This is a genomic window from Streptomyces albiflavescens (assembly GCF_014645835.1).
GTDB lineage: Bacteria > Actinomycetota > Actinomycetes > Streptomycetales > Streptomycetaceae > Streptomyces > Streptomyces albiflavescens.
Map to the genome: position 1 here is coordinate 184,337 of NZ_BMMM01000009.1, position 26,444 is coordinate 210,780.

A 26,444-nucleotide genomic window follows, 5' to 3' on the forward strand; every position below is an offset into this window, starting at 1 on the left:
GTTTTCATGGTCAACCTTGATGTGTTCAGCGATCTGATCTGTCCCTGGTGCTACATCGGAGGGCGTCGGCTGCAGAAGGCCGTCGACATCGTGCAGGAGCGCACCGGGCTGGAGTTCCGCATCCGTCACCACGCGTTCGAACTGAACCCGACGATGCCGGTGGCCGGGATGGACCGGCGCGCCTACCGGAGTGAGAAGTTCGGTAGCTGGGAGCGTTCGCGGCAGCTCGACGCCGGTACGGTGCTCGCCGGCCGGGACGAGGGCCTCGTCTTCGACTACGAGGCCATCGCCAGGACGCCGAACACCCGGGCCGGGCATCGGCTGATCGCCCTGGCGGAGCGGGAGTCGGGGCAGGGAGCGGCGATGGCCGACCGCCTGCTCGTGGCCTACTTCTCCGAAGGGCAGGACGTCGGCGACATCGCCGTACTGGCCCGGCTGGGCGAGGAGTCGGGGCTCGGTGACGATGTGGCCGCGCGGTTGGAGGACCCGGCACTGGAGACCGCCGTACGGGAAGACGAGCAGCTTGCCGAGTACCTGGGCCTGCGCGGGGTCCCGTTGCTGATCGTGGGCGACGAGGCGATCAACGGGGCGGTCACGACCGAGGCGCTCGTCGAGATCCTCGAACGCCATGCCACCCAGGTGCCGGACGGAGCCGCGTGCGAGGACGGGGTGTGTTCGCCGTGAGCACAGTGCCGGACATCGAGTCGGTCGGCGTCGTCGGTGGTTCGCTTGGTGGTCTGTTCCAGGCGGTCGCACTAGCGGAACTGGGGCTGGACGTCACGGTCTGGGAGCGGTCCGCGGGCCGCCCCGACGACCGCGGCGCGGGCATCGTGCTGCAGCCGAGTGTCGCTTGGTTCCTGAGCACCTTCTGTGACGTCGACCCCGACCGGATCAGCGTCCCCGTCACCCACCGGCAGTTCTTCGCCCGGGACGGGCGAAGCCACCACACGCTCATGCGGCAGCAGATGATCTCCTGGGGAGCGATCTACAAGTCACTGCGGGACCGCCTCGACAGCGCTCGCTACCACGACGGGCAGTCGGTCACCGCCCTCACGCCCCGCCGTGACGCCGTCGACATCCACGTCGGCGACGCCGTCCACTCCGTCCACTCCGTCGACCTCGCGATCATCGCGGACGGCTCCGCGTCCCGGCACCGCGGCCTCGTCGCGCCCGACAGAGCACCGCATTACGCCGGGTACGTCGCCTACCGGGGCGTGATCGACGAGACCGATCTTCCCGCGGAGCTGAGCGCGGTCTTCCGCGACCGGTTCAGCTTCTACGACGGAGAGCACACCCAGTTCCTGTGCTACTTCATTCCGGGCGACTTCGGCGCCGTCGCGCCGGGCAGCCGCCGTATGAACTGGGTGTGGTATGTACGGGCCGACGCGGCCGGCCTCGACCGCATCACCACCGACCGCGACGGCACCGCCTACGGACTGTCCCTGCCCCCGGGTCTGATCGCGCCGCAGGTGCACGCCGAACTCCTGGACCGTGCACGGACGTTGCTGCCCGAGCCCCTACGGCGGCTGGTCGAGGGCACCCGTGAGCCGTTCGCGCAGGCGATCCTCGACGGCAGGGTGGGGCGAATGCGCCAGGGCCGGATGCTGCTGACCGGGGACGCCGCGTTCGTCGTACGGCCCCACACGGCGGCCAGCGCGGAGAAGGCAGCCGCCGATGCCATCACCCTCTTCACCGCCCTCCAGCAACTCCCCTCCATGGACGCGGCCCTGGCCGCATGGGAGAAGAACCGGCTCGCAGAGGGAACTGCCCTCTACCGGCACGGCATCGACCTCGGGCAGCGGCTCGGGCTCAACGACCCCACACCGACGACGGCTACCGGCGCCGGCCGGACCCTCTGACGTCCGGCATGCGCTCCTCGTGCCGCCGCTCGCGGCGGTCGGTGATGCCCCAGCCGATGTCCCGGCTCATGTCCTGCCACCCCCCTTCCCGCTGAGGTGCTGCCGGCGTCGCTCCGTCGCTAAGATGAAGCAAATCGATGGGTTGCATATGGTGATTGGATAGTTCGATGGATGTGACGTTGCGGCAGCTCGGTGTGTTCGTGGCGATCGCCGAACATGAAGGGTTCGGTGCTGCGGCTGCCGCGCTCGGCATGAGCCAGTCCTCGGTGTCGCACTCGCTCGCCGCACTGGAGCGCACGGTGCAGGGCGAACTCGTACACCGCGCCGCTCCGGTCCGGCCGACGCCGCTGGGCGACGTACTGCTGCCGCACGCCCGCGCCACCCTCTCCGCCGCCCGCGGCTTCACCGCCGCCGCGACGGCGCACCACAGCGCCGCGGCCGCCGGGTCGATCGGGCTGGCGGTCCCGCCGACGGCCGCGCGCGGGCTGCTGCCCGGACTGCTGCGGCTGTGGCACGAGCAGTTGCCCCACGTCGAGATCACACTGTTCGAGGGCCTCGACGAGGAGGTCGAGGAGTGGCTGGAGAGCGGCACGGTCGACGCGGCGATCCTCATCGACCCGGACCCGCTGCCCCGTGGCGCGCTGCACCTGGCGACCGACGCCTACGAGGCGGTGGTGCGCAGCGACCATCCGCTGGCGGGGGAGAAGTCCATCGAGCTGGCAGACCTGCTGGAGGACCCGCTGCTGGCCACCACCTCCGGCTGCGAGACCCAGGTCAAACACCTGCACTCCCTGGCCGGCCTGCCCTACCGGCCCACCCAGCGCATCCGCGAACTCACCACGCTGCTGTGCATGGTGGAGGCAGGTCTGGGCGTCGCCATCGTCCCGTCCCTCGCGGCGAGCATGCTGTCCGACACCCTCACCCTCATCCCGCTGCGGCCGCGCCTGGAGCGCCGACTGGTCCTGACCGGCCCGACCGGCCGCCCCTGGCACCCGAACGTCACGGCCGTCCGCGACCTGTCCGATAAGCGCGGCGCCGACACATCCGCACCTGCGCAGGGTTGATGCCGGCCTCAGGCCGCCCCTGGCGCCCGGCCGCCCCTGGTATCCGAATACGGCCGTGCTGCCGCCCGATGCCCACACTCCTCCGGGTGAGCATCATCGGGGAGCCGGAGGAAGCCGCCGCCAGGGCCAGGCCCATCGATTTTCTGCATCACCCGATGGCGATGATTCATTTGACTCATGTCGGTGGCGCTGGACAGGCTGAAAGCGGCACGAGGGCACAGCCGGGGGCGGTGCATCAGATCGGCCCCCCAACCCTCCATCGACAGAAGGGCGCACCATGTCCATCAGCTACCGTCAGCTCGGCAGCTCCGGTCTGACCGTTTCCACCGTGGGGCTCGGCTGCAGCAACCTCGGCAGGCCGAACACCGCCAGCGCCACCCAAGACGGCAGCACCGCCGTGGTGAGGGCCGCTCTGGACGCCGGCATCACTTTCTTCGACGTCGCCGACACCTATGGCACGCCCCCGGGACTGAGCGAACAGCTCCTCGGGGAGGCGCTGAAGGGCCACCGCGACGACGTCGTGGTCGCCACCAAGTTCGGCATGGACGCCGAGGGAGCCAACGGCCGTGACTTCGGAGTCCGGGGCTCGCGGCGTTACATCACCCGTGCCGTCGAGGAGTCGCTGCGTCGGCTGGGCACGGACCGGATCGACCTGTACCAGTTCCACACCCCCGACCCGGTCACGCCGATCGAGGAAACCCTGGCCGCGCTCGACGCCCTGGTGCAGCAGGGCAAGGTGCTCTACATCGGCCACTCCAACTTCGCCGGATGGCAGATCGCCCAGGCCGAGTACCTCGCACGCCAGCTCGGCACCACCCGCTTCATCGCGTCGCAGAACCACTACAACCTGCTCGACCGCCGTGCCGAGCTCGAAGTCCTGCCCGCCGCCAGGGAGTTCGGCCTGGGCGTCCTGCCCTACTACCCGCTCGCCAGCGGGCTCCTGACCGGCAAGTACTCCTCCGGCAAGGCCCCCGAAGGAGCACGCCTGACGCACTTCCGCCAGGACGACCTCGACAACGCCGACCTGGACCAGCTCGCGGCCTTCGGCGACTTCGCCGCGAAGCGGGACCTCGACGAGGTCCAGGTCGCCTTCTCCTGGCTCGCCTCCCGCCCCACCGTCGCCTCGGTCATCGCCGGCGCCACCCGACCCGAGCAGGTGACCCAGAACGCCGCCGCCGTCGGATACGAGTTCAGCGCGGACGACCGCGCCGAGCTGGACGAGATCTTTCCCCCGCTGCCGCCCATCGCGCTCTTCTGACCAGTCAGACAAGGAACGGACATTCCACGGGTCTTGGCGAGGCACAGGTCTTCTCACGGCCCTTGAGGCCACCGAGGCCCGCGCCCTCCTTATGCCCCCGACCCTTATGCCCCCGACCCTTATGCCCCCGACCCTTATGCCCCGGACAGGGGTCGGACCGTGAGGATCTGCTGGGCGTGTCCGACCGGGCCGTCGACGTCGTGCAGGACCGTGCTGGTGAGGCCCTGTCCGGAGGGGCCGAAGGTGACCGTGGTGTCCAGTCCCGTCCAGGTGCCTCGTGCTTGGCGGTGGAGGTGGACGGTCAGGTCGACGTTGGGGAACATCCACTCGGTGGGCGGCTGCCGGACGGCGATGCCGTTGGCGGTGTCGACCAGGGTGAGATACGACGCGAGCGGGCTGACCGGAACGCCGGCGACCAGATCCAGTGGGGTGGAGACCCAGGCGGTCGTACGGCCCGGCCGGGGCGGTGCGACCGGGCGGACGTCCAGGGAGGCGATGTAGCCGCCGGGCCAGACGTCGGACATCGGCCACGAGGCGAGTGACTCCGGCGGGGTGAGGCGGTCTTCCGCGCCGCCCGCGACCGCGGTGGTGTCGACGGCGGACAGGAACCAGGCGCGGGCCCGGACGACCGGGCGGTCGGCGATCCGCACGACCGCTTCGAGAAGCTCGATGGTCCGTCCGGGGCGGACGGTCTCCACCTCGATCTCGCACTCGTCCAGGGCGAGGCGGCCGAGGATGTCGTAGCTGATCCGGGAGAGAACCAGGCCGTCGTCCGGCCGGGCGGCCCTGTGGCGGTCGATGGCGTGGACGACGAGCCCGCCCAGCGGACTGAAGTGCTGCTCGTCCGGGTCCCAGGCCCCGCTCGCGTGCGGCGTCGGCTTGTAGCGGTGGTCGTCGATGGGTTCGAAGTAACCGCCCCGGGGTGCGGTGGAGCTGGGCAAGGGTCGTTTCTCCTTCGGTGCAGGGGGCTTCGAGGGGGGGGAGCCGGAGCCGTCGTCACGTCAGCTGGTCAAGACGCTACCGACATCCGATCGTCTCGCTGGGTGAGAAAGTGCACAGTGCAATTACTGCGTCGGTAGGCGGGTCAGGCGCAGGCGTTGAGCAGCACGACGTACACGGCCGTCCCTGCGCCGACGCTGAGGATGGTGCGGCGGCCGAAGGCCAGGTGGACGCCGACCGTGACGGCCACGGCGAGCAGCGCGTACCAGGTGCCGTGCGCGTCGGCCGTGATGGTGCCGTGCAGCGCGGTCACGGCGAGGATGGCGAGGATGCCGACCGGCATCCACACCGCCAGCCGCTGCACGATCGCCGAGCCGCGCAGTCGGCCCAGCACGGCGAAGGGGACGGCGCGCAGGGCGAGCGTGATGCTGAAGACGATCGCCAGTACGGCGATGAGATACGCGGTGCTAGGCATGCGCGGCCTCCTGGCTGGTGCGGCGGGCGGTGACGGCGTGGCGCACCAGGAGCAGGCCGACGAACAGCAGCAGCGCGGTGAACATGGCCATGCCCGGGGTGAGGACGAGCGCGACGGTGACGCTCCCACCCGCGAGCAGCAGGGACGGAAGCTCCTTGCGGGAGCGGAACGCGTCCAGGGTGAGCACGGTGAACAGGGCGCACAGGGCGAACTCCAGGCCCTTGATCGGTGCGGGCAGGGCAGCGCCCAGGGCGACGCCGACCAGTCCGCCGCCGACCCAGTACGTCTCGCAGGCGATCTGCATGGCCAGCAGCCGGGGCGCCGAGCGCTCGTGCTCGGGCAGGGAGGCGTTGACGGCGTACGCCTCGTCGATCATTGCGTAGACGGCGTAGGCCTTGGCCACCGGGTGCTTGACCAGGTGGAGCGGGAAGGAGAAGGCGTAGAAGACATGCCGGAAATTGACCACGAGCACGGTCAGGGCGACCGCGGCGAGCGGTGTGACGGTCGCCATCATGCCCACAAGCAGCAGTTCCAGGGAGCCGGCGAACGCGGCCAGGGACAGGGCGGGGGTGAGCCACCAGGGCAGTCCGGCCTGGATGATCAGCAGGCCGAGGGCTATGCCCAGGGGGAAGATGCCGAGGCCCGCGGAGAAGGAGTCGCGGACGCCTTCGGCCAGCTGCGTCCGGCGGGTCGTCGGCGCCGGTGCGGCCGAGCGGGTGAGTACGTCTTGTTGCACGGGTCCATCGTCTCGTAGAAGCCGTGACATGTGGTTGCGAATATTGCTCTGACTGGCTGCTGGCGTGCAATATTCTCACTATGGATGCCATCGACAAGGCAATTATTGGCGAGCTGGAGCGGGACGGTCGGCTGACCAACGTGGAGCTGGCGCAGCGGGTCGGGCTGACCACAGGGCCGTGTCTGCGCCGGGTCCAGCGGCTGGAGGCCGAGGGCGTCATCCGGGGCTACCGGGCCGTGATCGACCCTGCCTCCGTGGGCCGTTCCTTCGAGGTCCTGATCGACCTCAGTCTCGAGACGCAGGACGCGGAGACGGTCGAGCGCTTCGAGGGGACCCTGGCGCAGGCCGAGGAAGTGCTGGAGCTGCGGAGGCTGTTCGGCAGCCCCGACTACTTCGTACGCGTGGCCGTCGCCGATCTGCCCGCCTACGAGACCTTTCTCAGCAGGCGGGTCATGACCATCCCCCGGATCAAGAACGTCACCTCGCACTTCACGATGAAGACTGTCAAGCCGGGCCCGTAGGGGAGGACGGGACCGGCTCGACGGCCGTCATGATGTGGTCAGTCGTTGGTGAGGACCACCTTCAGCGCGCCGGTCTCGGCGCTGCGCGTGAACACGTCGTAGCCGTGCATGGTCTCGCTCAACGGCAGTCGGTGGCTGATGAGCCGGGGCGGCGGTGCGTTCGACGACGACGATGTTGCGCGGGGAGAACAGCCTGGCGGTGACGGTCGCGGACAGGCCCACCGGTCCGGCCCCGACGATGACGACGGTGTCGCCCGGTCGCACCCCGCCGTTGAGGACGCCGACCTCGTAGCCGGTGGCGAGGATGTCGGTGAGGAACAGCACCTGTTCGTCGGTGAGGGCGTCGGGGATCTTGTAGACGGAGTTGCGGGCGAAGGGGATGCGGGCGTACTCCGCCTGGACGCCGTCGATGGCGTGGCCGAGGGCCCAACCGCCGTTCACGCACTGGCCGTACATGCCGGTCGTGCAGAACCGGCAGTAGCCGCAGGCGCTGACGCAGGCGGCGAGGATCCGGTCGCCCGGCCGTACGTTCGTCACCGACGAGCCGACCTCCTCCACCACCCCGGTGGCCTCGTGGCCGAGGACGGTGCCCGGCTTCACCGTCGGTACACCGCCCTTGATGATGTGCGAGTCGGTACCGCAGATCGTGGTGTGGGTGACGCGCATGAGGAGGTCGGTGTTCTCGGTCGGCGGTGGGTCCGCGCGCGGCCGCCATCGGATGTGTGGATCCACAGCGATCCCTCACTAGCATGGGTGGCAGCACAGCTCAGTCATACGAGGAGGCACCGATGGCGTTGTCCCCGATCTCCGCCCCGCCGGATCTCCTGCGCTGGATGAGCGCCATCGACGAACTCGCCATCGCCGTGAATCAGCAGCGGGACCTGCCCGGCCTGCTCCAGCAGATCGCCCGCACGGCCTGCGAGTTGCTCGGCTATGAGAGCGCGGCCGTGCTGCTGGTGGACGACGAGCGCACGGCCTTGCGGATCGAGGGCTCCTGGGGCCTGAGCGACGGCTACCTGCGACTGGTGAACGAGGAGTCGCCGCTGCTGCTGGCGCCGTCGGACACCTTCGTCGGCAGCCCGTCCCGGGGCGCCTTTGTCGACAGCGCGCCCGTCATCGTCGAGGACATCTCCCGCGACCCCTCCTACGGCCCGTGGGCCAAGGCGGCCCAGGAGCACGGCCACCGCTCCATGGCATCCGTCCCGCTGCGCAACCAGGGCGAGACCGTCGGCACCCTGAACGTCTACGGCAGTGATCCGCGCCGACTCGGACCCGGCGGCCTGGAACTGCTCCAGGTCCTCGCCAGTCACGCGGGTATCGCCCTGGAGACCGGCGCGCAGTTGGAGCGCGACCGCCGCCGGGTACGGGAACTCAGTTCCCTGAACGAGCTGCTGCGGCAGCACGCAGCCATCCACGACCGGTTCATCGGCGTCGCCCGGCGCGGTGGCGGCGTCACCGACATCGCCACCGCGCTGGCCGAGATTACGGACCGGGCCGTCGCCGTCCAGGACGTCTCCGGACAGACCCTTGCCGCAGTGCCGCGCGCCGGGGTGTCGGTCCGGCCGCCCGACTGGCTGTCACGGCCCGAGCAGTGCGGCGGCGACTCACTGCCCGACCTCCTCGTGCACGCCACCCCGGTACTGTCCTCCGAGTCCTTCCCCGGCCTCCTCGCCGGTCCGGTCCGGGTCGGCGCGGAGACGCTCGGCGTGCTCTGGCTGGCAGGAGACAGCACGGACGACGACCTCCACCTGCGTGCCGTCGAACAGGCCGCCGTGGTCCTCGGCCTGGAGATGCTGCGCCGCCGGGCCGTCACCGACGCCCAGTGGCAGCTCAGGGGCGACCTGGTCGCGGAACTGGCGGGCGGGACGCTCGCCGACCCCGAGGCGGTTGTCGCGCGCGCCGATCGGCTCGGCAGCGACCTGCGGCTGCCCCAGCGCGTCCTCGCCGTGCGCCACGAAGAGGCCGAACAAGCCGGAGAGTCCGGCACCGCCCAGCTCCTGCGCCTGGTCCAGTCCCTGGTCCTCGCCCGTCCCCGGCCCAGACCGCTGCTCGCCCTCCGTGACGGCGCCATCGTGGTCGTCGCACCGGCGGCCCACCCGCAGGGCGTGGAGGAGTTCGCCCGGCACATCCGGACTGTCGCCGCCCAGGCCATGGAGGGAGGCGTGCGCGTCGCCGTCAGCGAGACGTGCCCGACGCCCGACCAGCTGCCCGGCGCCTTCCGCCTGGCCCTCGGACTGCTCCGGCTCGTCCCGTATGCCCCTGACGAAGACGTCCTCACGGTCACCTCGGCGGGCATGATCGGCATGCTGCTCGCGGACGTCGACCCCCAGCGCATGGGCGTCCTCGCCGAACGCTGGATCGGCCCCCTGCGCGACTACGACCGCCGCCGCGCCACCGACCTCGTCACCACACTGCGCAGCTACCTCGACCACGACCTGAACACCAACGCCACCGCCGAGGCCCTCTTCATCCACCCCAACACGGTCGGTCTGCGCGTCAAACGCATCGAGAGCCTGCTCGGGGTCTCCCTCACCAGCGTCGGCGATCTCACCACCCTGCGCGCGGCGCTCGCCATCGACGACATCACCCGCAGCGTCTGACCTGTTTCAAGAACCAGCATCTGCGGCAAAGAGTGTGCGGCGGCACAGCTCGCCTCCGGCACTGTGACCTCGAGCATGTCCTCACCCAGCAACGACGCGGGGAGGACCCATGGACGACCCACGCGGCCACGGCGTGGCTACCCCGGCACCCGAACCGAAACCCGCACCAGGCACCACCACTCCGTCCGCCGGCGCAACGCTGCTGATCGTGGCAGCACTGTCGTCGGCCACCTGGTGGCTCTTCATCGACCCCCGACGGGGAGTCCTGGACGTCTACGGCAACCCGGCGAACGCGGTGATCTTCTGGACCCTCTTCGCCATCGTCTGCCTGGGGGGAGAGAGTCCTGGCCGCTGACCCGCACAGACCGCCAATCCTGAACGCGCACCGACCGCACATCCTGAATCCGGAGAACGCAAACCCATGGCCGACACCCACTCCGACCCCCAGATCCGGGTCGTGCACCACGACCAGCTCGACGGCAACACCCCGCAGACCCCGGGACTGATCCGCGAGGTCGCCTTCGACGGCCGCAATCCCGGCGCGGCTCACCTTTCCGCCTTCCGCAGCACCGTACGGCCCGGCGCGGCGACCGGCGCCCACCACCACGGCGACCAGGAGACCGTCCTGTACGTGATCAGCGGCACCGCCCGCTACCGCTGGGGCGACAAGCTGGAGAACGTCGCCGAAGCCGGACCCGGCGACTTCGTGTTCATCCCGGCGCACGTCGTCCACCAGGAGATCAACGCCTCTCCGGAGTTCGAGACGGTCTGGGCCGTCGTCCGCTCCGGCGTCGACCCCGTCGTCGTCAACCTCCCCGAACTCGACGAGTACGCCGAGCCCGCGGCCGTGCACTACACCCACCCGTGACAGACCCGTCAAGGGTTCACGAGCGGCTCCGACAGTGTCGGTTTCTGGAGCGGCGCCGCCGGTGTCGGCCCTCAGGTTTGCCGGACGCGGGCCGTGCCGAATGCCGCCGGCAGGCGCACATGCCCCATGCCGGAGCGAACGTGTTCGTTACGGTGGGCTCGTGACTCCTGGAACCCCCGCACCCCGCAGCCGCCGTGAGCGGCCGGCCAAACCCGCCCTCACCTACGAGGGCATCGTCGCCACCGCGGTCCGCCTGATGGAAACCGAAGGACTGCAGCGCGTCACCATGCGCCGGCTCGCCCAGGAACTCGACACCGGCCCCGCCTCGCTGTACGTGTACGTGGCCAACACCGCCGAACTGCACGCGGCGATCCTGGAGGAGCTCCTGGGGGCCGTCGACCTGTCCGCGGCAACCACCGACGGCGACTGGCGCGACCGGCTCACGCGGTTGCTCGGCTCCTACACGCACGTGCTGTTCGAACACCCCAGCCTGGCCCACTCCGCGTTGGTCGCCCGTCCCTCGGGCCCCCACTACCTGGCCGTCGTCGAGGCCGTCCTCGTGCTCCTGCACGAAGGCCGGGTACCCGACGCCCAGGCCGCCTGGGGCGTGGACGTGCTGCTTCAGGTGGCCACCGCCACCGCCGCCGAGCAGTCCACCCGCAGCCAATCCGTCGACGCCGAAGCCGAACACAACGCCTTCGTCGCCGTCCTGCGCCAAGCCTCCTCCGAGACGTATCCGCGCATCGCCGCGCTCGGCGCCGACCTCTTCTCCGGCACCCCCGAGCAGCGCCTCGCCTGGATCTTCCACGCCGTCATCAACGGCACCCTGACCACGCCGCGCACCGCGCCGTGATACATCCGCCGACCGGTCGACGCAGCGTTCCCGCGATGCGAGCGCGGACCTGAGCCCATCCTTACTCCTCCCGCCGTCAGGCCGCCGCTCTCTCTCGGAGCAGGGCAGCCTGCTGCTCCGCCCTCGCGCACTTCACCGGTCGGGCCCCTGAGGCACTTCACCCGATCGGACGGGCCCGCGTGGCGGCGTGCCGGAAGGAGACGGAGGCTCGAAGTCCCCCGGCGTTCGCCGCAGTGGGCGAACCCGCCGATACCACGCAAGGGGTCGACCATGAACCAGGACGCCTCGCAGCCGTCGGGCACTCCGCCCGGCACCGGTACGGGAGCACAGCCGACCGGTGAGGGCAGACCGGTCTGGGGAGAGCAAGGACAGCAGGCCGGGAAGGCCACGGGAGCGGGCGGCCCAGGAGCGCCGCCGTCGGCGAGGAGCGCCTGGGCGACCGGGGGCGTCACCTTCGCGGGCGTCCTGCTGCTGGTGAACGGCATCCTCAACGTCCTCCAGGGCATCGCCGGGATCGCCAAGGACGAGGTGTACGCGCTCGTGGACGACTACATCTACCGCATCAACCTCACCGGCTGGGGCTGGATCCTGGTGGTCCTGGGTGTCGTACTCGCCGTCACCGGCGCGTTCATCCTCAAGGGCGCCGAATGGGCACGCCTCACGGGCATCGTGCTCGCCTCGCTGAGCATCATCGCCCAGTTCATGTTCCTGCCGTACGCGGCCCTCTGGGGTCTCATCATGATCGCCCTCGACTTCTTCGTGATCTGGGCGCTCGCCGTGTACAAGCCCGACGCCGCGCAGGCATGAGCCCGCGCTCTTCACCCCTCGCGGTTCGCCGCCCGCGCGATTCCCCGCCCCCTGGGCAAGGAGCCTGTCATGGCAGCTCACCCCGACCCCTCGGTGCTCGACGGCAGCTGGACCGTACCGCCTCCGACGCCGAGGAGCTGACCGTGCCGGACATCGAGGTGCGCCATGGCTGACGCGGCCGACGGGCCGGACACACAGCAGGAGCTGGCCGAACTTCGGTCCCGGATCGCCGAGTTGGAGAAGCGCGGCGGTCCTGCGGCCCGGGCCTCCAAGCACCGGCTGCGGTCACTCGTCGCCGCCCTGCTGATCTTCCTCGCCGCCGTGCTCACCCCGTTGAGCGCGGTCGCGGCTTGGGCGAGCGACGAGATCGGGGACACCGACCAGTACGTGGCGACCGTGGAGCCCCTCGCCTCGGATCCGGACGTGCAGGCCGCCGTCGCCAACCGGGTGACCGGCGCGGTGATGCAGAGGCTCGACCTGAAGACACTCCTCGAGTCCGTCGCCCCCGAAGACCGGCCGCGGCTCGCCAAGGCCCTGGACGCGCTGAGCGGACCGCTCACCAATGGGCTGGAGGGCTTCGTGCACAGCACGGCCGAGAAGTTCGTCAGCAGTGACGCGTTCGCCACGCTGTGGACCCAGCTCAACCGGAGGGCACACGCCGCCGCCGTGAAGGCTCTGACCGGGAGCGGCGGTGGTGCGGTGAAACTCACCAACGATGCCGTCGTCATCGATCTCGCGCCCGTCATCGACCAGGTCAAGCAGGCGCTGGTCGACAAAGGACTCAACGTGGCGTCGAAGATCCCCGAGGTGCACACCGACTTCACGGTCATGACCTCCGACGCCGTCGGCAAGACCCAGAAGGGCTTCCGGCTGCTGCAGCTCGCCGGATTCTGGCTCCCGTTGGTGACTCTGCTGCTCGCGGCGGCGGGCGTGTTCACCGCGGTCCGCAGACGCCGAGCCCTGGTCGCGGCAGCCCTCGCCGTGGCGGTCGGCGCCGCTGTCCTCGGACTCGGGCTCTGGGTCGGCCGCGCTCTCTACCTCGACAGTCTGCCGGCCGAGGTCTCCCAGCCGGCCGCGGGAACGGTCTACGACACGCTGGTGCGCTATCTGCGGACGACCGTACGCATGGTGATCACGCTCGGTGTCGTCGTGGCGCTGGCCGGCTGGCTGACCGGCGAAGGCCGGGCGGCCTCCAAGGTCCTGGCGGCGTGGACCGGTGGCATCACCGCCGTGCGCGACGCGACCGGCTTCGACGCCGGAGCCATCGGAGGATGGGTGCACCGGGCCAAGACCTGGCTCAACTGGACGGTGGTCGCCGTCGCCGCCGCCACCCTGATCGCCTGGGACCACCCCACCGGCGCCGTCACCCTCTGGATCGCGCTCGGAGCCCTGCTGGCCCTGGCCCTGATCGAGTTCGTCGACGACCGGGCACCGCACCTCGCGAACTCCATCGGGAGCGGTCAGCGCGGCGCGGACGGCGGTGTGGGGCGTACCAGGCCCGACTGATAGGCGATCACGACGAGTTGGGCGCGGTCCCGGGCGTTGAGCTTCGTCATGGCGCGGTGCACATGGGTGCGTACGGTCAACGGGCTGACGACGAGCTGCTCGGCGATCTCGGTGTTGGACAGGCCCTCGGCGGCCAATGCCATCACCTCGCGCTCGCGGGCGGTGAGCGCGTCGAGGGACTCGGGGAGCGCCAGCGGGCTGCCGGGTGCCGGGGTGGTGAGGAAGCGGGTGATCAGGGCGCGGGTGGCGGCAGGAGAGAGCAGGGCGTCTCCGCAGGCCACGGTACGGATGGCGTCCAGGAGGGCGTCGGCGCCCACGTCCTTGCCGAGGAAGCCGCTCGCGCCGGCGCGCACGGCCTGCGCGACGTACTCGTCGATCTCGAACGTGGTCAGGATGAGGACCCGCTTGGCCGACAGGTCCGGGTCGGCGCAGATGGCGGCGGTGGCGGTGAGACCGTCGGTGCCGGGCATACGGATGTCCATGAGGACGACGTCGGGGTGGTGCACGCGGGCGAGTTCGATCGCTTGCCTGCCGTCGGTGGCCTCGGCGACCACCTCCAGGTCGTCGCAGGAGTCGATCAGGATCCGGAAGGTGGCCCGCAGCAGGGCCTGGTCATCGGCGAGCAGGACGCGGATGGTCATCTGGGGCGGTCTTCTTCCGAGGTGGGGGGCAGGGGGACCGGCGGACCGGCGGGAGCGAGGGATCCTCGGCTCCCGGTGCGGATCGGCAGTTCGGTGGTGACGGTGAAGCCGCCCTCGGGGCGGTGCCCCGCCTGGAGCCTTCCACCGACCGACTGGGCGCGCTCCCGCATCCCCATGAGACCGAAGCCGCCACTCGGAGACGGGGCGGCGGGGGCCGGGGCGTCGCCGTCGTCGCTGACCGTGATGGTCAGGTGGTCGTGGGTGTAGGCCAGCCTGACGCGCGCCGTCTTCGCGGCGGCGTGCTTGGCGACATTGGTGAGCGCCTCCTGCACGATCCGGTACGCCGTGAGGTCCACGCCCGGTGACAGCGGCTGTTCCTCCCCTTCGGTGGTGACGGTGACCGTGAGCCCGGCGGCCGCGAACGCGGTGGTGAGGTCGGAGAGCTGACCGAGTCCGGGGGCCGGTTCCAGGGGCGCGTCGGGGTCGTCCACCTGGCGCAGCAGGCCGACGGTGGCCTTGAGTTCGCGCAGCGCCGAGGACGTGGTGCCGGCCAGGTCGTCGAGGATCCGCTGGACCTGGTCGGGACGGGTCCGCGCGAGGTGCGCGGCGGTCCCGGCGAGGGCGTTGGCCAGCGCCATGTGGTGGGCGACGACGTCGTGCAGCTCTCGGGCGATGCGCATGCGTTCCTCGTCGACCCGGTGCCGTGCTTCCTCCTCACGGGTGCGCTCGGCGTACTCGGCGCGGGCGTGCGCGGCCTCCAGGTAGGCGCCCCGGAGCCGCGTCGCGGTGCCCACGGCGACCGGCGCCAGCACCCAGAAGGCGGGGCCGATCGTCTTGAGCGGCCAGGGATGGCCGTAGTGGTCGCTGGTCATCGCGGTGATCACCAGCAGGGCGACGACCACGACGAGGGCGATGCGTGACGTCCTGCGGTCGGTGTATTTGGCGAGCGCGTAGAGCGCGAGCATGAGCGGCGCGAGCAGCAGGGGTGTGATCAGATAGCCCACCGCGCTCGCGGTGTTGGCGAGGACAGCCGTCACCGCCACGACGGTGCGCGGATGGCTACGACGCCACCACAGGGCCACGCAGCCGGCGCCGCCCAGGATCGCGCCCGGCCACCAGGGGATCTGGTCGCCGGTCGGTTGCTTCAGGCTCGTCGCGCTGCCGAGGGCGGCGAGGAGCCACACCTGAATGATGACCATCACATCGACGACGCGGGGATGGTCCTCCACGTATCGCTTCAAGCTGGTGATCATCGGGTCTCCCGGTCGGGTGAGCTGCGTCCATGGTGGGCGCCTTGGTGCGGAAACGGCCAATGAGGGCCGCCCGCGCTGCCACGGGCGGCCCTCGGTGCGGGCGGGGGAGTGGTCAGACGCGAGCCGATTCCGGTTCGGCCGCGTCGTCCCGCGCCGGGACGGTGGAGGGGTGACTGAGCCCCTCGCCCTCCACGTCGACCTTGGGCAGCAGCTTGTCCAGCCACCGCGGCATCCACCATGCCGCCTTGCCGAGCAGGGCGAGCACCGCCGGCACGAGCGCCATACGGACGACGAACGCGTCGAAGAGTACGGCGATGGCGAGCCCGAAGCCGATCATCTTGATCATGGCTTCACCGGCGCCGATGAAGCCGGAGAACACGGCCATCATGATCAGCGCGGCGGCCACCACGACACGGGCGCTGTACCGGAACCCGGAGACGATGGCCTGCCCCGGCCGGTCCCCGTGGACATACGCCTCCCGCATCCGCGCTACGAGGAACACCTCGTAGTCCATCGCGAGGCCGAAGACGATCCCCACCAGGAAGATCGGCATCATGCTCATGATCGGCCCGGTCGTCTCGACGCCGAGGAGATCGGCGCCCCAGCCCCACTGGAAGACCGCGACGACGGAGCCGAGGGCGGCGAGCACCGAGAGGAGGAAGCCGAAGGCCGCCTTGATCGGTACGAGGACGGAGCGGAAGACCACCATCAGGAGCAGGATGGCCAGACCCACCACGACGACGAGGTACGGGATCAGCGCGTCCTGCATCTTCTGGGCGACGTCGATGTTCAACGCGGTGGTGCCGGTGACCTCGAACTCCGCTCCGGTCGAGGCCTCGGTGGCGGGACGCTCGTCGCGGATGGTGTGGACGAGATCCTTCGTCTTCTCACTGGTGGGCGCCTCGGCCGGGACCGCGGAGAAGACAGCGGTGTCGCCCGAGCTGTTGAACCGGGCGGCCGAGACGGAGACGACTCCCTCGGTCGCGCCGATCTTCTGCTCGATCGACTGCACCGCGGCCTTCGCGTCATCGGCACCCTTGGCGTCCACGACGATGGTCAGCGGGCCGTTGAAGCCGGGGCCGAAGCCCTTGGCGAGGTCGTCGTAGGCGCGGCGCTCGGTGGTGGACGTGGGCTTGGCCTCGTCTCCGCTCATGCCCAGTTGCAGGTCCATCACGGGTATGGCGAGCACGCCCAGGCCCACGACCGAGGCGAGGAGTACGGGGAGGGGGCGGCGCAGCACGAAACGGGCCCAGCGGGTTCCCCCGTTGTTCTCGCCGGCTTCCTTGATCCGGCCGCGCTTGCGGGCGGAGCGGGCCAGCACGGCGTTCGGCCAGAAGCCGAGCACGGCCGGGACCAGTGTCAGGGCGACGGTGACACCGATGGCGACCGCACCGGCGGCGGCCAGGCCCATCTTGGTGAGCATCGGCACGCCGACGACCGAGAGACCGGCCAGCGCGATGACGACGGTGAGTCCGGCGAAGACGACCGCGGACCCGGCGGTGCCGACGGCGAGCCCGGCCGCCTCCTGCGGCGGGTGGCCCTTGGAGCGCTCCTCGCGGTACCGGGAGACGATGAACACGGCGTAGTCGATGCCGCACGCGAGGCCGAGCATCGTGGCGAGCGTGCCGGTGGTCGACGACAGGCCCAGGGCACTGGCCAGAGTCATGATCGAGGCCATGCTGACGCCGACGCCGATGATCGCGGTCAGCAGCGGAAGCCCGGCGGCGGCCAGCGAACCGAAGGTGATCAGCAGCACCAGGGCCGCGATGGCGATACCGATCGCCTCCGCCGACCCGCCCGCGGCGGGCTGGGTCGCCAGCGCCGTGCCTCCGACCTCGACGGTCAGGTCCGAGCCCTGGGCCTGCTTGATGGCGTCCTCGAGGCGGTCCTTGCTGACGTCGGTGAGGTCGTCGGAGTTCACCTTGTAGGTGACGGTCGCGTACGCCGTGGAGGCATCCTTGCTGACCGCCTTCGCACGGAAGGGGCTGACCGCACTGGCGACCTGCGATCCGTCGGCCGCCTCGGACACGAACTTCTCGATGACCGCCCGGTTGTCGGACGCGGTGACCTTCTGCCCGTCGGGAGCGACGAAGACGACCCGGGCGCTCGCGCCGTCCGCCTTCGCCCCCGGGAAGCGCTGCTCCATCAGGTCGAACGCCTTCTGCGACTCGATGCCCGGCATCGAGTTGCCGGTGTCGGGGGCGGCGGGCGCCGTGGCCGCGCCGAAGCCGGCAGCGGAAAGCACCGCCACCCACAGGAGGGCGACGAGCCAGCGTCGCCGGAAGGCCAGTCGGCCCAGTCGATAGAGAAAAGCAGCCACGGGCAGGGGTCTCCACATCTGATCTCGGATACGCCCCAAGGCTCCCGGGGGCGGGGGTGTCCTGTCGTCGTGCGCCTGCCGACAATCCGGACTACTGAGAACGCAGTACACGCGGCGGGGCGTATGGTCCCCGAGCACGACGGGGCCCGCCCCGCGGGCATGCGGTGCGCGCGGGGGCGGGCCGGGTGGAACCACGGCTACGGTGCGGGGGCCCACGACGCGTCGTCGAAGGTGACGACCACCTTCTCGGCCGCCCCGGCGTCAGCGTGAGCGCGAAGGCGTGCCCGGCCTCGGCGAAGGGGACGCGGTGGCTGATCAGCTGGGCGAAGCGCTCGTGGTGCTCGGCGATCTCCTGGGTGACCTCGAAGATCTCCGTGGGGCAGCCCTGGGAGGCGATGAGGGTCAGTTCGCTGCGCGGCATGCCGCCGAGATCGACCGCGTCGGACTTCTTCTGTACGGCGACCATGACCATCCTGGCGCCCCACTTGGCGGGCGTCGGCGAGGCCTGCCCCGTGAACAGTCAGACGCTGTAGCCCCCGTCGACCCCCAGCGCCTGGCCGGTGATGAAGCCCGCGCGGTCCGAGGCCAGGAACGCGACCGCTTCGGCGATGTCCGTCGCCTCACCGAAGCGGCGCAGCGGGATGTTGCGCCGGGTGATGTCCAGCGCCGCGTCGTCCAACTCCCCGGAGTTGATGAGGCGCGCGGCGATGCCGTCGGTCAGCATGCCGGGGCCGACGCAGTTCACGCGGACCCCGTACCGCCCCTCTTCCGCGGCCAGCGCTCGCGCGACCGCCTCGACCGCCCCCTTTGTGCCCGACGAGAGCCCGTCGCGGACCGGGAAGCGTCGGGTGGCCACGGTGGTGACGGCGACGATTCCGCCCCGGCTCTTCCGCAGCCGGGGCAGCGCGGGATGGACCAGGTTGAAGAACGCCCCGGCATCGGCGTCGAGTTGGGCGCGGTACTGGCTCGGTGTGACCTTGCTGAGATGCACCATCGGCACGTGCGGGCCCGCCGCGTACACGAGGGTGTGGATACCACCGAACGTCGAGTCGGCCTCGGCCACCGCCGCCGCCGTCGCCCGCTCGTCGCTCAGGTCGAGCCGCAGAGTCAGGACGTGACCCCCGTACTCCTTGACTTCACCGGCGAGTGAATCGGCCGCGGCCTGACGGGCGCGATAGGTGAACGCCACGTCGCTGCCCCGCTCGGCCAGCATCCGCACGATCGCCGCGCCGATGCCGCCCGTGCCACCGGCGACGAACGCGGCCCCTGCCCTGCCGGAGAAGTCAGCCATCGAAGTACCTCACAGTCCCGGGGAGTCGGCGGCAGCCGTGCGATGGGGCACTTCAGCATGTACCCCTGCCCGTGGCTCGCCCACCGCGCCGTCAGGGACTGAGCTGCGACAGATGGACGTCCTTGCTCGACAGGGTCATCGGTGTCGCCGATACGGCCCGGACGCGGATGCGGGTGCCGGCTTTCGGGAGGGTGAACCTGCCGTCGGGTGGCAGGAGTCGGTAGCTGGCCGAGCCATGGCCCGGGAGCGTGGCGGGGCCGGCCGCGATGGACCAGTAGCGGCTCATGCCCTGGCCCGTGGTCAGAGTGAAGTGGGGGGCCAGGGCCGTGCCACCGAGATTGGTGACGCGGACGGTGAGTTCGGTGACGGCTCCGGTGGCGCGGCGGGCGCCGACGACGTCCATACGAAGAGGCGGTGTCCCCGTGACCGCCAGGGTCACCGCTGCGGCGGTCGGGGCCAGCAGGAGCGCGGCCGCGGCCACCCGGGCCCCTCGCTTGTGCCGGCCGCGCAGGAAGGCGGGGCGGGGCTGCCACGCGGTGGTGAAGGACTGCCAGGGGGCGGTGACGGCCGCGGCCAGCCACAGCGGAGTCATCATCAGGTAGTAGCCGTCCTGCGAGCGCGTCGCCACATAGAACGCGCACCAGGGCAGCACCGTCGCCGCCGGCCCCAGCCGCCGAACGAACAGGACGAAGAGGCCCAGCAGTCCGACGGCCAGCAGCAGACTCGCGTGGGAGTACCAGGTCAGCCGGTCGCTGCCGTCGGTGAAGTAGAGCGCGAGGCCGACCAGGCCCTGGCCGTGGATGTTCGCCTTCTGGGTGAGCGGGAGCGCGATGCCGGAGATCCATGAGCGGGGCTCGCTCACGATGAAGTAGGCGTTGATCAGCAGCCAGGTCGTGGCGGCCACGCCGACGATCCGGCCCACGGCGACCGCGGCGGCGCGCGGGCCCAGCTCACCGCGGCGCAGCGCGTAGACCCCGGCCAGCAGGAACGGCGTGAGGAACCAGGGCAGTTGCTGGGCCGCGCAGGCCGCGCCCAGGCACGCCGCCCGCAGCCAGTCGCCGCGGCCGCCGCCCCCCATCCGCGGCCAGCCCGTCACCACCGGGATGAGCAGGGCGCAGGCGACGATCGCCGGGTAGCCGAGCCGGGCGTACGCGGGCAGCAGACCGAAGCCGAGGCAGACCAGGGTGGCCGCGGAACGCCACTGCACCGGCAGCATCCGCCACATCACGATCGCGCCCAGGATCAGCGCTCCGGCGCTGACCGTGATCGCCGCGGCCGGGCCGTGGCCGATCCAGAGCAGCGGCGCGGTGAGCATCAGGGTCAGCGGCGGATAGCCGTACGTGTAGTCGTAGCCGCCGTTCATCGTCGCGGTGAGGGCGACGCCGTGACCGAAGAGCCAGGGCCACGGCCGCCCGTAGACCTGGTGCCCGGCGAGGAACTCGTGGGCGGCCTGTGTGGTGAGGACCGACTCGTCGCTGCCGCTGTGGTACATGACAAACCCGCACACGGCGAGCGTCACGGCGGTCACCAGGACGCACAGGTCGAGCCGGGCCAGCGTACGGCCCCTGCGCACGACCAGGGTCAGGACGCCCGTCACGAGGATCGAGGCGTAGCAGAGCGAGACGATGGCGGCCACGACGAGACGGTGGCTCGCGGCCTGCGCCCACAAGGGGCGCGTGCCGATGAAGAGGCTGATGTCGGCGAGCAGGGTCAGGACACGATGCCACTGGGCGGGCGCCTCGTCCGGGTGCCACTGCGCGGGCGCCCCGTCGGGCGAGGCTTTCGAAGGGGCCTGCCGACCGGTGGGCGACAGTCTGGTTTCTGCCAAGTACACGGCTCCAGACGCTAATTCCTGCAGGTGAGCGGCGCGCCGCCGGACGTGAAGAGTCCGGTGTGAGGCGGGTAAGAAGCGCGACCGTCCATGCCGCGTCTCATGCGTTGGACAGGGACACCTCGGTGGACTTGACGAGCGCCACGACCTGGGAGCCGGCGGCCAGACCGAGCTCCAGAGCCGCGTCCTTGGTGATCGCGGAGGTCAGCTCGCCGCCCGCGACCTCGACCTTGACGCGGGCCATGGCTCCGCCGGTGGTGACGTCGGTGACCGTGCCCGGTAGCTGGTTGCGGATGCTCACGCCGTCGACCGGGCCGGTGGCCAGGGACACCTCCGTCGACTTGACCAGGGCGCGCACGCTGGACCCGGTGGTCAGCCCCAGGTCCTGTACGGCCTCCTGGGTGACGGCCGCGGTGATCTCCTGGCCGCCGTCGAGACGGACCTTCACCGTCGCCATCACCTCGCCCGGAGTGACGGAGCTGACGGTGCCGGGGAGCTGGTTGCGGATGCTCAGGCTCATGGGGGAGGCCTCGATTGCGGTGAGGGGTGGCGAGTTTGGTCGGCTATGTGCAGTTTGCCGTAACCAGCGCTCCCGCGACCGCGTCGCGGACCGTGTCGCTGTTGGGCCGAACGGGTGACCATGCGTAAGAATTGCCCGGTGCAGACAACGAGTGCGAGCCAGCAACAAGAGGTGTGGCGCGGAGCGCCTCGTTCAAGGGTGGCGATGGGCGACGGGTGGGAGGTCCGGTGAACGGCCACGACGTCACCGACGAGCAGTGGGAGGGGCTCGCCCAGGTCGTGCCGTTGCGGGGCCGCGACGCGTGGCCGTCGGCGGTCGACCACCGGTCGATACCCGAGGCCCCGACCGAGGCCCGCCGCCGTTTCGTGGTCCTGCGGGTCAATGTGTTCGCGGACGCCCGCGACGTCGCCGAGACGCTGATGGCGGGCATCCCCGTGCTGCTCGACCTGACCTCCGCGGAGACCGAAGTCGCCAAGCGAGTCCTGGACTTCAGTACGGGTGTGGTCTTCGGGCTGGCGAGCGGCATGCACCGGGTCGACCGGAACGTGTTCCTGCTGACGCCGCCGGGGACCGAGGTGCGGGGGCTGATGGAGGGGGCGGGGGTTCCCGGGGTCTGATCTCGCGGCCGAGGCGGCGATCGTACGGCGGGACGGGGCCCGGGCACGGGCGGCGCGGTCCCTCGATCGTAGGAAGGTCTCCCGGGTGGAACGGTTCGCCTGATGGCGGAGGCCTACCTTCCGGATATGACCGTGTCATCTCCGGAGGCCCCAGCGGCGCAGGCGCGCCCCGACCGCCCGGGCGTCACCGAGCTGCGGCTCGCCGCCTTCGCCACACACCGCCGCGTCCGGTTCCCGCTCGGACCGCTCACCCTCGTCGCCGGCCCGAGCGGCAGCGGCAAGACCGTCGCCCTGCGGGCGTACGAGGCCCTGGCGCGGCTCGGCAGCGGCGCCGAGCTCGCGGAGGTGTTCCCGGACCCGGTCACCTGCGTACCGGAACGGGCCCGGCCCGACGCCCAGCGTCGACGCGGCTTCCGTATCGGCTGCACAGTCGACGGCCCCGAGGGCCCCGTGCGGCTCGACATCGCCGTCCAGGCCGAGCCCGAACTGCGCATCGTGGGCGAGCGGTTGACGGCGAGCGGGCAGATCCTGCTGGAGACCGCGCTGCGCGACCCGGGGCGCCCGGTCGTGCAGGCGGCCTGGCACACGGGGGGCTCGTCCGTGGTGACCCGGGGCCCGCTCCCCGACGATCGCCTCGGCACCGCCCTCCTGCCCCTGCGTGTCGCGGGCCGCACGGACGGCGAACGCCAAGTCCTCGCCGCCGCCGAGCAGATGGTCCTCGCACTGCGCTCCGTCTACGCCTGCGACCCGCGCCCGCGCCGTATGCGCACACCCGTTCCGGTCGGCTCCGGCCGCCTGCTGCGGGGCTGCGACAACCTGGCCGAAGTGCTCTGGCGTACGAGATCGGAGTGCGGCCACCGCTATGCGCATCTGGTCGCGGCGGTACGGGCCGGATGCGCGGGCACGGTCACGGACGTACTGGCCGAACCGCTCGGCGACGGCACGGTCCGCGCGCTCCTCGACCGCGGCGACGACGTGCGGACGCACCTCGGGCTGCTCGGAGACGGCGAGTTGAGGTATCTCGCGCTGGCCCTGGTGCTGCTCACCGGGCCCGGCGTGCTGGAGGTCGACCAGGCGGGAGAGGTCCCCGCGGCGCTGCAGTCGCTGACGGTCCTGGCCGACGGCTTCGACCGTTGCCTGGACGCCCGGCAGACGGGCGCGCTGGTGCGGCTGGCGGCGCGGATGTGCGAGCGCGGGCACATCCGGCTGGTGGGAGCGGTGAGCGACGCCTCTTGGGCCTTCGGGGTGGCCGGGGTCACGGTGGTAGACCTTGAGCCGTGACAGAACTGGACGTAGCGAAGCTGCAGCGCAGACTGGCCGAGTTCGCGGCCGCGCGGAACTGGCAGCCGTACCACACCCCCAAGAACCTGGTCGCCGCGCTGAGCGTGGAGGCCTCCGAACTGGTCGAGATCTTCCAGTGGTTGACGCCGGAGGAGTCGGCCCGGGTCATGGACGACACGGACACCGCCCACCGCGTCACCGACGAGGTCGCGGACGTCCTGGCGTATCTGCTCCAGCTGTGCGAGGTGCTCGGCATCGACCCGCTCGCCGCGCTCGACGCGAAGATCGACCGGAACGAGCAGAGGTTTCCGGCGCCGGGGGGCCGTGAGGCGCCGTGAGGCGCTGCAAGGGGGCCGCCGCGGGGTGAGGAGCAAGCAGGTTCGTCACTCTATGGAGTTGGTGAGTTGTCCACATCCAATTCCGTGTCCACAGATTTCGGGCTTCCTCTGGCTTTTCGTCCCATCGAGCTTCACTCTGGGTAGTGGACAACGGAGTTCGGGCAGACGTGCGACAAACGCGTCGGGAAAGACGGGGGCAGCCCATGGAGGCGGTGCGGCTCATCGTGGCGAGCAGGCGTGCCCTGGCGGAGAGGGGCGACACCCGGGAGGTGATGGCGGAAGCGTGGCAGGCGCAGTCCCTGGCCCAGGCGATAGGCAGCCGCCTCGCCGTCTCCGGACCCCCTGAACTCCGAGGCGAGGCCCTTGGCCTGACCGAGCTGGCGGGCCGGGGCTGCGGAGTCCTCGACACTCCCGCCCTCGGCCTGGGTGCCTTACGCGCAGCCCAGCTCACCGAGTTGGGCGACGCCCGCGAGGCGCTGCTCAGCCTCGGCGGTCTCCTCGGCGAGGTCGGCATTGCCCTCGTCGGGATCGCCTGCGCGGCGGACGACGAGGGGACGTACTGGCAGTGCATGGAGGCCATCGACGCGGCGGACGAATCCCGTGACCGGGTACGGGAGATGCTGAGACGGCTGGCGGTGCGGGACGAGAAGAGGGTCGTGGAACCGGATTCGGCGGCGGGGTAGCTGTGTTCGCCCCTTGCGCACGTACCTGGGGGCTCCGCCCCGCAAGGGGCGCGAGGAACTGCGCGACCAGCCCCCACCCAGCCGCAGCCGAAGGACCACGCGGGGGTCTGGGGCGGAGCCCAGGTACAGGACGGGTAGCGGCGGAGGGGGCGAAAACCCTTCTGAGCCTCAGCCGTGGTCCACCTCGCCCGATCCCCTGGCCCGGCCGCCCGAAAGTTCCGCGTCCAACTGGGTCAGATCCGCGTTGAGCGCAGCCATCAGCTCCTCCATCTGCTGGAGCAGCCCCTTCGGCGGTGCGGACGCGCCCTGTTGCGGCACGGCTTCCTGGGACACGACGGCCTCCTCGGCCCGCCCCGGGGGAGGGCCACTGACAAAGGTGACGCCCCGGCGACCGCCGGCGACGGGCGCCGGGCGGTCCGGCTCCGCCCGAGCCAACGATCACCACCGACCCGAGTCACTGGCACGGACCCGCCCACCCGTCGGGTTGACGGATTTTCACCCGACCGGGGACCCAAGTTCCGGCAGGACGGCGGGGTTGACTCGGCGCTCGGTGCTCTACCCGAGCTGGGACATCACCTCGGTCGCGATCAACTCCAGGTGATCCAGGTCGTCGAGGTCCAGCATCTGAAGGTACATCCGCTGCGATCCAGCGGCCTGGTACTGAGCGATCCGCTCGACCACTTCTGCGGGCGAGCCCGCGAGCCCGTTCGCCTTCAGTTCCTCGGCGTCACGCCCAATGGCGTCGGCCCGACGCTTCACCTCGCTGTCGGTCTTCCCGACACAGGCGACGAGCGCGTTGGAGTACACCAGCTCGTCCCCCTTGCGCCCGGCCTGCTCGGCCGCCGCGCGCACCCGGGCGAACTGCTGCTCCGTGTCCGCGACGGACGCGAAGGGGATGTTGAACTCGTCGGCGTACCGCGCCGCGAGCGCCGGTGTCCGCTTGGCTCCATGTCCGCCGATGATGACGGGCACCCTCGACTGCGCGGGCTTCGGCAGCGCGGGCGACTCCTTGAGCTGGTAGTACTTCCCGTCGAAGGCGAACCGCTCGCCGACGGGCGTGGCCCACAGACCGGTGACGATGGCGAGCTGTTCCTCCAGCCGGCCGAACTTCTCCTTCGGGAACGGAATGCCGTACGCCTCGTGCTCGGCCTCGTACCAGCCGGACCCGAGGCCGAGCTCCACGCGCCCGCCCGACATCTCGTCGACCTGCGCCACGTGGATCGCGAGAACGCCGGGCAGCCGGAAGGTCCCGGCGGTCATCAGCGTGCCGAGGCGGATGCGGCTGGTCTCACGGGCGAGTCCGGCAAGCGTGATCCATGCGTCGGTGGGCCCGGGGAGGCCGCTGACGGATCCCATGTGCAAGTAATGGTCCGAGCGGAAAAAGGCTCCGTAGTTGAGGTCTTCAGCGGCCTTGGCGACGCGGAGCAGCGTCTCGTAGGTGGCGCCTTGCTGCGGTTCTGTGAAGACTCGAAGATCCATGCATCCATCATGCACCGGTCACAACTGCCGTCCCGCCTTGAACCGCTGGCACACCCGCAACCATGGACCGACTTCGGCTCGGGGCAGGTGAGGCACCCTAGGTGGCGGGCTCTGCGGGCTCCGCGGGCTCGGCGGTCCAAGTGATCCGAGGGGGCTCGACCCGCGCGCACAAGGGGTTGCCGCATGCGTCGGTCAGGCCGAGGCGTCCGACCAACAGGCCCTCGCGCGCCGCCGCGGCGAGCACCTCGGCGGGGACGGAGTCGAGCATGAGCTTGGCGCGACGGAACATCGTGAAGGTGCCGGACTCGTCGACCGTGCCCCACGACAGGTAGATGAACCGGCGGCCCAGACGGTTCTGCACATAGGGGCCCTGCACATCGGTGCCGGTCGGCGAGGCGGTCGCGGTGCACTCCAGGGTCCAGGTCGCGGACGCGGCGTCGCCCGGCTGTGGTTCGAGGAGTTCGGCCGGACGGTCGCGGCGTTGGACGGCGACATGGATGTTGTCGTACGCGGAGACGTTGCCGTCGGCGGGGGCAGGGCAGGTGAGTCCGGGCAGGTCGACGGCGTCGATACGGATGCGCATACCGGCCATCATCCCCGGGGCGGGCGGCGTGGTCGTACGCGGCTCACCTGTTCTCGACCGCGGGCCGTTCGCCGTGGAGCCGAATTGCCGAATCGGCAACAAGCCTCGCGAGGGCCGCGCG

At 70.9% G+C, this 26,444-nt stretch carries 29 protein-coding genes; 15 read left to right on the forward strand and 14 right to left on the reverse strand.

All coding sequences use genetic code 11. The features are described from left to right. Positions 1-6: 6 nt before the first annotated feature. From IEY95_RS24610 to IEY95_RS24625, 4 genes are all read left to right on the forward strand, one after another. A complete protein-coding gene (locus tag IEY95_RS24610) occupies positions 7-684 on the forward strand; it encodes a DsbA family oxidoreductase (RefSeq protein ID WP_189188287.1) in 678 nt (225 codons plus the stop codon). Then, positions 681-1,859 (forward strand): FAD binding domain-containing protein, encoded by a 1,179-nt coding sequence (locus IEY95_RS24615; protein WP_189188288.1) that lies wholly within the window; start codon positions 681-683, stop codon positions 1,857-1,859. Before IEY95_RS24610 ends, IEY95_RS24615 begins: the two co-directional genes overlap by 4 nt. 167 nt (positions 1,860-2,026) lie before the next feature. Then, the gene (locus IEY95_RS24620) at positions 2,027-2,923 is read left to right on the forward strand and encodes a LysR family transcriptional regulator (RefSeq protein ID WP_189188289.1); all 897 of its coding nucleotides are present in this window, start codon (positions 2,027-2,029) and stop codon (positions 2,921-2,923) included. 277 nt (positions 2,924-3,200) lie between these two features. Next, positions 3,201-4,181 carry an aldo/keto reductase gene (locus IEY95_RS24625; protein ID WP_189188290.1) on the forward strand — a complete coding sequence of 327 codons (981 nt, stop codon included), beginning with the start codon at positions 3,201-3,203 and terminating at the stop codon, positions 4,179-4,181. 134 nt (positions 4,182-4,315) lie between these two features. Here the strand turns inward: IEY95_RS24625 and IEY95_RS24630 are convergent, their stop codons facing one another. The 3 genes from IEY95_RS24630 to IEY95_RS24640 form a co-directional block, all read right to left on the reverse strand. Next, positions 4,316-5,122, reverse strand: a complete 807-nt coding sequence (locus IEY95_RS24630; protein ID WP_189188291.1) for a thioesterase family protein — start codon at positions 5,120-5,122, stop codon at positions 4,316-4,318. Between the two features lie 143 nt (positions 5,123-5,265). Beyond that, complete coding sequence (locus IEY95_RS24635) at positions 5,266-5,595, reverse strand: branched-chain amino acid transporter permease (protein WP_189188292.1); 330 nt, start codon at positions 5,593-5,595, stop codon at positions 5,266-5,268. Beyond that, positions 5,588-6,331, reverse strand: coding sequence for an AzlC family ABC transporter permease (locus tag IEY95_RS24640; protein WP_229703291.1), 744 nt, complete (start codon positions 6,329-6,331; stop codon positions 5,588-5,590). Before IEY95_RS24640 ends, IEY95_RS24635 begins: the two co-directional genes overlap by 8 nt. 80 nt (positions 6,332-6,411) lie before the next feature. Here IEY95_RS24640 and IEY95_RS24645 point away from each other — a divergent pair, with 80 nt between their 5' ends. Then, positions 6,412-6,852: an Lrp/AsnC family transcriptional regulator gene (locus IEY95_RS24645; RefSeq protein ID WP_189188294.1), complete on the forward strand. Its 441-nt coding sequence runs from the start codon at positions 6,412-6,414 to the stop codon at positions 6,850-6,852. A 27-nt stretch (positions 6,853-6,879) separates the two neighbouring features. Here IEY95_RS24645 and IEY95_RS24650 read toward each other — a convergent pair whose 3' ends face one another. Then, positions 6,880-7,584 (reverse strand): alcohol dehydrogenase catalytic domain-containing protein, encoded by a 705-nt coding sequence (locus IEY95_RS24650; RefSeq protein WP_373294536.1) that lies wholly within the window; start codon positions 7,582-7,584, stop codon positions 6,880-6,882. Positions 7,585-7,640: 56 nt separating this feature from the next. On the opposite strand from IEY95_RS24650, the gene IEY95_RS24655 reads away from it, so the two are divergent. The 6 genes from IEY95_RS24655 (at position 7,641) to IEY95_RS24680 (ending at position 13,486) form a co-directional block, all read left to right on the forward strand. Continuing rightward, the gene (locus IEY95_RS24655) at positions 7,641-9,452 is read left to right on the forward strand and encodes a helix-turn-helix domain-containing protein (protein ID WP_189188295.1); all 1,812 of its coding nucleotides are present in this window, start codon (positions 7,641-7,643) and stop codon (positions 9,450-9,452) included. A 109-nt stretch (positions 9,453-9,561) separates the two neighbouring features. Beyond that, positions 9,562-9,807, forward strand: coding sequence for a hypothetical protein (locus tag IEY95_RS24660; RefSeq protein WP_189188296.1), 246 nt, complete (start codon positions 9,562-9,564; stop codon positions 9,805-9,807). Between the two features lie 66 nt (positions 9,808-9,873). Then, on the forward strand, positions 9,874-10,320 hold the full coding sequence (locus tag IEY95_RS24665; RefSeq protein ID WP_189188297.1) for a cupin domain-containing protein: 447 nt from the start codon (positions 9,874-9,876) through the stop codon (positions 10,318-10,320). A gap of 160 nt (positions 10,321-10,480) precedes the next feature. After that, complete coding sequence (locus IEY95_RS24670) at positions 10,481-11,173, forward strand: TetR/AcrR family transcriptional regulator (RefSeq protein ID WP_229703293.1); 693 nt, start codon at positions 10,481-10,483, stop codon at positions 11,171-11,173. Between the two features lie 270 nt (positions 11,174-11,443). Further along, positions 11,444-11,980, forward strand: coding sequence for a DUF7144 family membrane protein (locus IEY95_RS24675; protein WP_189188299.1), 537 nt, complete (start codon positions 11,444-11,446; stop codon positions 11,978-11,980). Positions 11,981-12,145: 165 nt separating this feature from the next. Continuing rightward, positions 12,146-13,486, forward strand: a complete 1,341-nt coding sequence (locus IEY95_RS24680; RefSeq protein WP_189188300.1) for a hypothetical protein — start codon at positions 12,146-12,148, stop codon at positions 13,484-13,486. Here the strand turns inward: IEY95_RS24680 and IEY95_RS24685 are convergent. From IEY95_RS24685 to IEY95_RS24715, 7 genes are all read right to left on the reverse strand, one after another. Further along, positions 13,441-14,127 (reverse strand): response regulator, encoded by a 687-nt coding sequence (locus IEY95_RS24685; RefSeq protein WP_189188301.1) that lies wholly within the window; start codon positions 14,125-14,127, stop codon positions 13,441-13,443. The genes IEY95_RS24680 and IEY95_RS24685 overlap by 46 nt on opposite strands. Next, entirely contained in the window at positions 14,124-15,380 is a 1,257-nt protein-coding gene (locus IEY95_RS24690) for a sensor histidine kinase (protein WP_189188302.1), read from the reverse strand. The genes IEY95_RS24685 and IEY95_RS24690 overlap by 4 nt, the downstream gene beginning before the upstream one ends. A gap of 112 nt (positions 15,381-15,492) precedes the next feature. Next, the gene (locus tag IEY95_RS24695) at positions 15,493-17,700 is read right to left on the reverse strand and encodes an MMPL family transporter (RefSeq protein ID WP_189188303.1); all 2,208 of its coding nucleotides are present in this window, start codon (positions 17,698-17,700) and stop codon (positions 15,493-15,495) included. 91 nt (positions 17,701-17,791) lie between these two features. After that, entirely contained in the window at positions 17,792-18,166 is a 375-nt protein-coding gene (locus IEY95_RS24700; protein WP_229703295.1) for a hypothetical protein, read from the reverse strand. A gap of 54 nt (positions 18,167-18,220) precedes the next feature. After that, on the reverse strand, positions 18,221-18,991 hold the full coding sequence (locus IEY95_RS24705; protein ID WP_189188304.1) for an SDR family NAD(P)-dependent oxidoreductase: 771 nt from the start codon (positions 18,989-18,991) through the stop codon (positions 18,221-18,223). Positions 18,992-19,082: 91 nt separating this feature from the next. Continuing rightward, the gene (locus tag IEY95_RS24710) at positions 19,083-20,825 is read right to left on the reverse strand and encodes a hypothetical protein (RefSeq protein WP_229703297.1); all 1,743 of its coding nucleotides are present in this window, start codon (positions 20,823-20,825) and stop codon (positions 19,083-19,085) included. Between the two features lie 97 nt (positions 20,826-20,922). After that, positions 20,923-21,342: a TOBE domain-containing protein gene (locus tag IEY95_RS24715; RefSeq protein WP_189188305.1), complete on the reverse strand. Its 420-nt coding sequence runs from the start codon at positions 21,340-21,342 to the stop codon at positions 20,923-20,925. Between the two features lie 227 nt (positions 21,343-21,569). On the opposite strand from IEY95_RS24715, the gene IEY95_RS24720 reads away from it, so the two are divergent. The 4 genes from IEY95_RS24720 (at position 21,570) to IEY95_RS24735 (ending at position 24,261) form a co-directional block, all read left to right on the forward strand. Continuing rightward, positions 21,570-21,959, forward strand: a complete 390-nt coding sequence (locus tag IEY95_RS24720; protein ID WP_189188306.1) for a cell division protein SepF — start codon at positions 21,570-21,572, stop codon at positions 21,957-21,959. 126 nt (positions 21,960-22,085) lie between these two features. Further along, positions 22,086-23,240 (forward strand): AAA family ATPase, encoded by a 1,155-nt coding sequence (locus tag IEY95_RS24725; RefSeq protein WP_229703299.1) that lies wholly within the window; start codon positions 22,086-22,088, stop codon positions 23,238-23,240. Beyond that, positions 23,237-23,578, forward strand: coding sequence for a nucleotide pyrophosphohydrolase (locus IEY95_RS24730; protein ID WP_189188308.1), 342 nt, complete (start codon positions 23,237-23,239; stop codon positions 23,576-23,578). Before IEY95_RS24725 ends, IEY95_RS24730 begins: the two co-directional genes overlap by 4 nt. 203 nt (positions 23,579-23,781) lie before the next feature. Next, positions 23,782-24,261 (forward strand): DUF6099 family protein, encoded by a 480-nt coding sequence (locus IEY95_RS24735; RefSeq protein WP_189188309.1) that lies wholly within the window; start codon positions 23,782-23,784, stop codon positions 24,259-24,261. A 168-nt stretch (positions 24,262-24,429) separates the two neighbouring features. Here IEY95_RS24735 and IEY95_RS24740 read toward each other — a convergent pair whose 3' ends face one another. The 3 genes from IEY95_RS24740 to IEY95_RS24750 all read right to left on the reverse strand — a co-directional run bounded on the left by IEY95_RS24740 (position 24,430) and on the right by IEY95_RS24750 (position 26,323). Beyond that, a complete protein-coding gene (locus IEY95_RS24740) occupies positions 24,430-24,594 on the reverse strand; it encodes a hypothetical protein (RefSeq protein ID WP_189188310.1) in 165 nt (54 codons plus the stop codon). Positions 24,595-24,816: 222 nt separating this feature from the next. Further along, positions 24,817-25,740 carry an LLM class F420-dependent oxidoreductase gene (locus IEY95_RS24745; protein WP_189188311.1) on the reverse strand — a complete coding sequence of 308 codons (924 nt, stop codon included), beginning with the start codon at positions 25,738-25,740 and terminating at the stop codon, positions 24,817-24,819. A gap of 97 nt (positions 25,741-25,837) precedes the next feature. Beyond that, positions 25,838-26,323 carry a DUF5990 family protein gene (locus IEY95_RS24750; protein WP_229703301.1) on the reverse strand — a complete coding sequence of 162 codons (486 nt, stop codon included), beginning with the start codon at positions 26,321-26,323 and terminating at the stop codon, positions 25,838-25,840. Between the last annotated feature and the right edge of the window lie 121 nt (positions 26,324-26,444).

Coding starts and splice junctions, on each gene's coding strand:
- IEY95_RS24745 (WP_189188311.1), bottom strand. CDS start 25,740: ATGGATCTTCGAGTCTTCACAGAACCGCAGCAAGGCGCCACCTACGAG.
- IEY95_RS24660 (WP_189188296.1), top strand. CDS start 9,562: ATGGACGACCCACGCGGCCACGGCGTGGCTACCCCGGCACCCGAACCG.
- IEY95_RS24735 (WP_189188309.1), top strand. CDS start 23,782: ATGGAGGCGGTGCGGCTCATCGTGGCGAGCAGGCGTGCCCTGGCGGAG.
- IEY95_RS24675 (WP_189188299.1), top strand. CDS start 11,444: ATGAACCAGGACGCCTCGCAGCCGTCGGGCACTCCGCCCGGCACCGGT.
- IEY95_RS24665 (WP_189188297.1), top strand. CDS start 9,874: ATGGCCGACACCCACTCCGACCCCCAGATCCGGGTCGTGCACCACGAC.
- IEY95_RS24680 (WP_189188300.1), top strand. CDS start 12,146: ATGGCTGACGCGGCCGACGGGCCGGACACACAGCAGGAGCTGGCCGAA.
- IEY95_RS24635 (WP_189188292.1), bottom strand. CDS start 5,595: ATGCCTAGCACCGCGTATCTCATCGCCGTACTGGCGATCGTCTTCAGC.
- IEY95_RS24685 (WP_189188301.1), bottom strand. CDS start 14,127: ATGACCATCCGCGTCCTGCTCGCCGATGACCAGGCCCTGCTGCGGGCC.
- IEY95_RS24645 (WP_189188294.1), top strand. CDS start 6,412: ATGGATGCCATCGACAAGGCAATTATTGGCGAGCTGGAGCGGGACGGT.
- IEY95_RS24725 (WP_229703299.1), top strand. CDS start 22,086: ATGACCGTGTCATCTCCGGAGGCCCCAGCGGCGCAGGCGCGCCCCGAC.
- IEY95_RS24705 (WP_189188304.1), bottom strand. CDS start 18,991: ATGGCTGACTTCTCCGGCAGGGCAGGGGCCGCGTTCGTCGCCGGTGGC.
- IEY95_RS24610 (WP_189188287.1), top strand. CDS start 7: ATGGTCAACCTTGATGTGTTCAGCGATCTGATCTGTCCCTGGTGCTAC.
- IEY95_RS24690 (WP_189188302.1), bottom strand. CDS start 15,380: ATGATCACCAGCTTGAAGCGATACGTGGAGGACCATCCCCGCGTCGTC.
- IEY95_RS24715 (WP_189188305.1), bottom strand. CDS start 21,342: ATGAGCCTGAGCATCCGCAACCAGCTCCCCGGCACCGTCAGCTCCGTC.
- IEY95_RS24625 (WP_189188290.1), top strand. CDS start 3,201: ATGTCCATCAGCTACCGTCAGCTCGGCAGCTCCGGTCTGACCGTTTCC.
- IEY95_RS24750 (WP_229703301.1), bottom strand. CDS start 26,323: ATGCGCATCCGTATCGACGCCGTCGACCTGCCCGGACTCACCTGCCCT.
- IEY95_RS24655 (WP_189188295.1), top strand. CDS start 7,641: ATGGCGTTGTCCCCGATCTCCGCCCCGCCGGATCTCCTGCGCTGGATG.
- IEY95_RS24700 (WP_229703295.1), bottom strand. CDS start 18,166: ATGGTCGCCGTACAGAAGAAGTCCGACGCGGTCGATCTCGGCGGCATG.
- IEY95_RS24620 (WP_189188289.1), top strand. CDS start 2,027: ATGGATGTGACGTTGCGGCAGCTCGGTGTGTTCGTGGCGATCGCCGAA.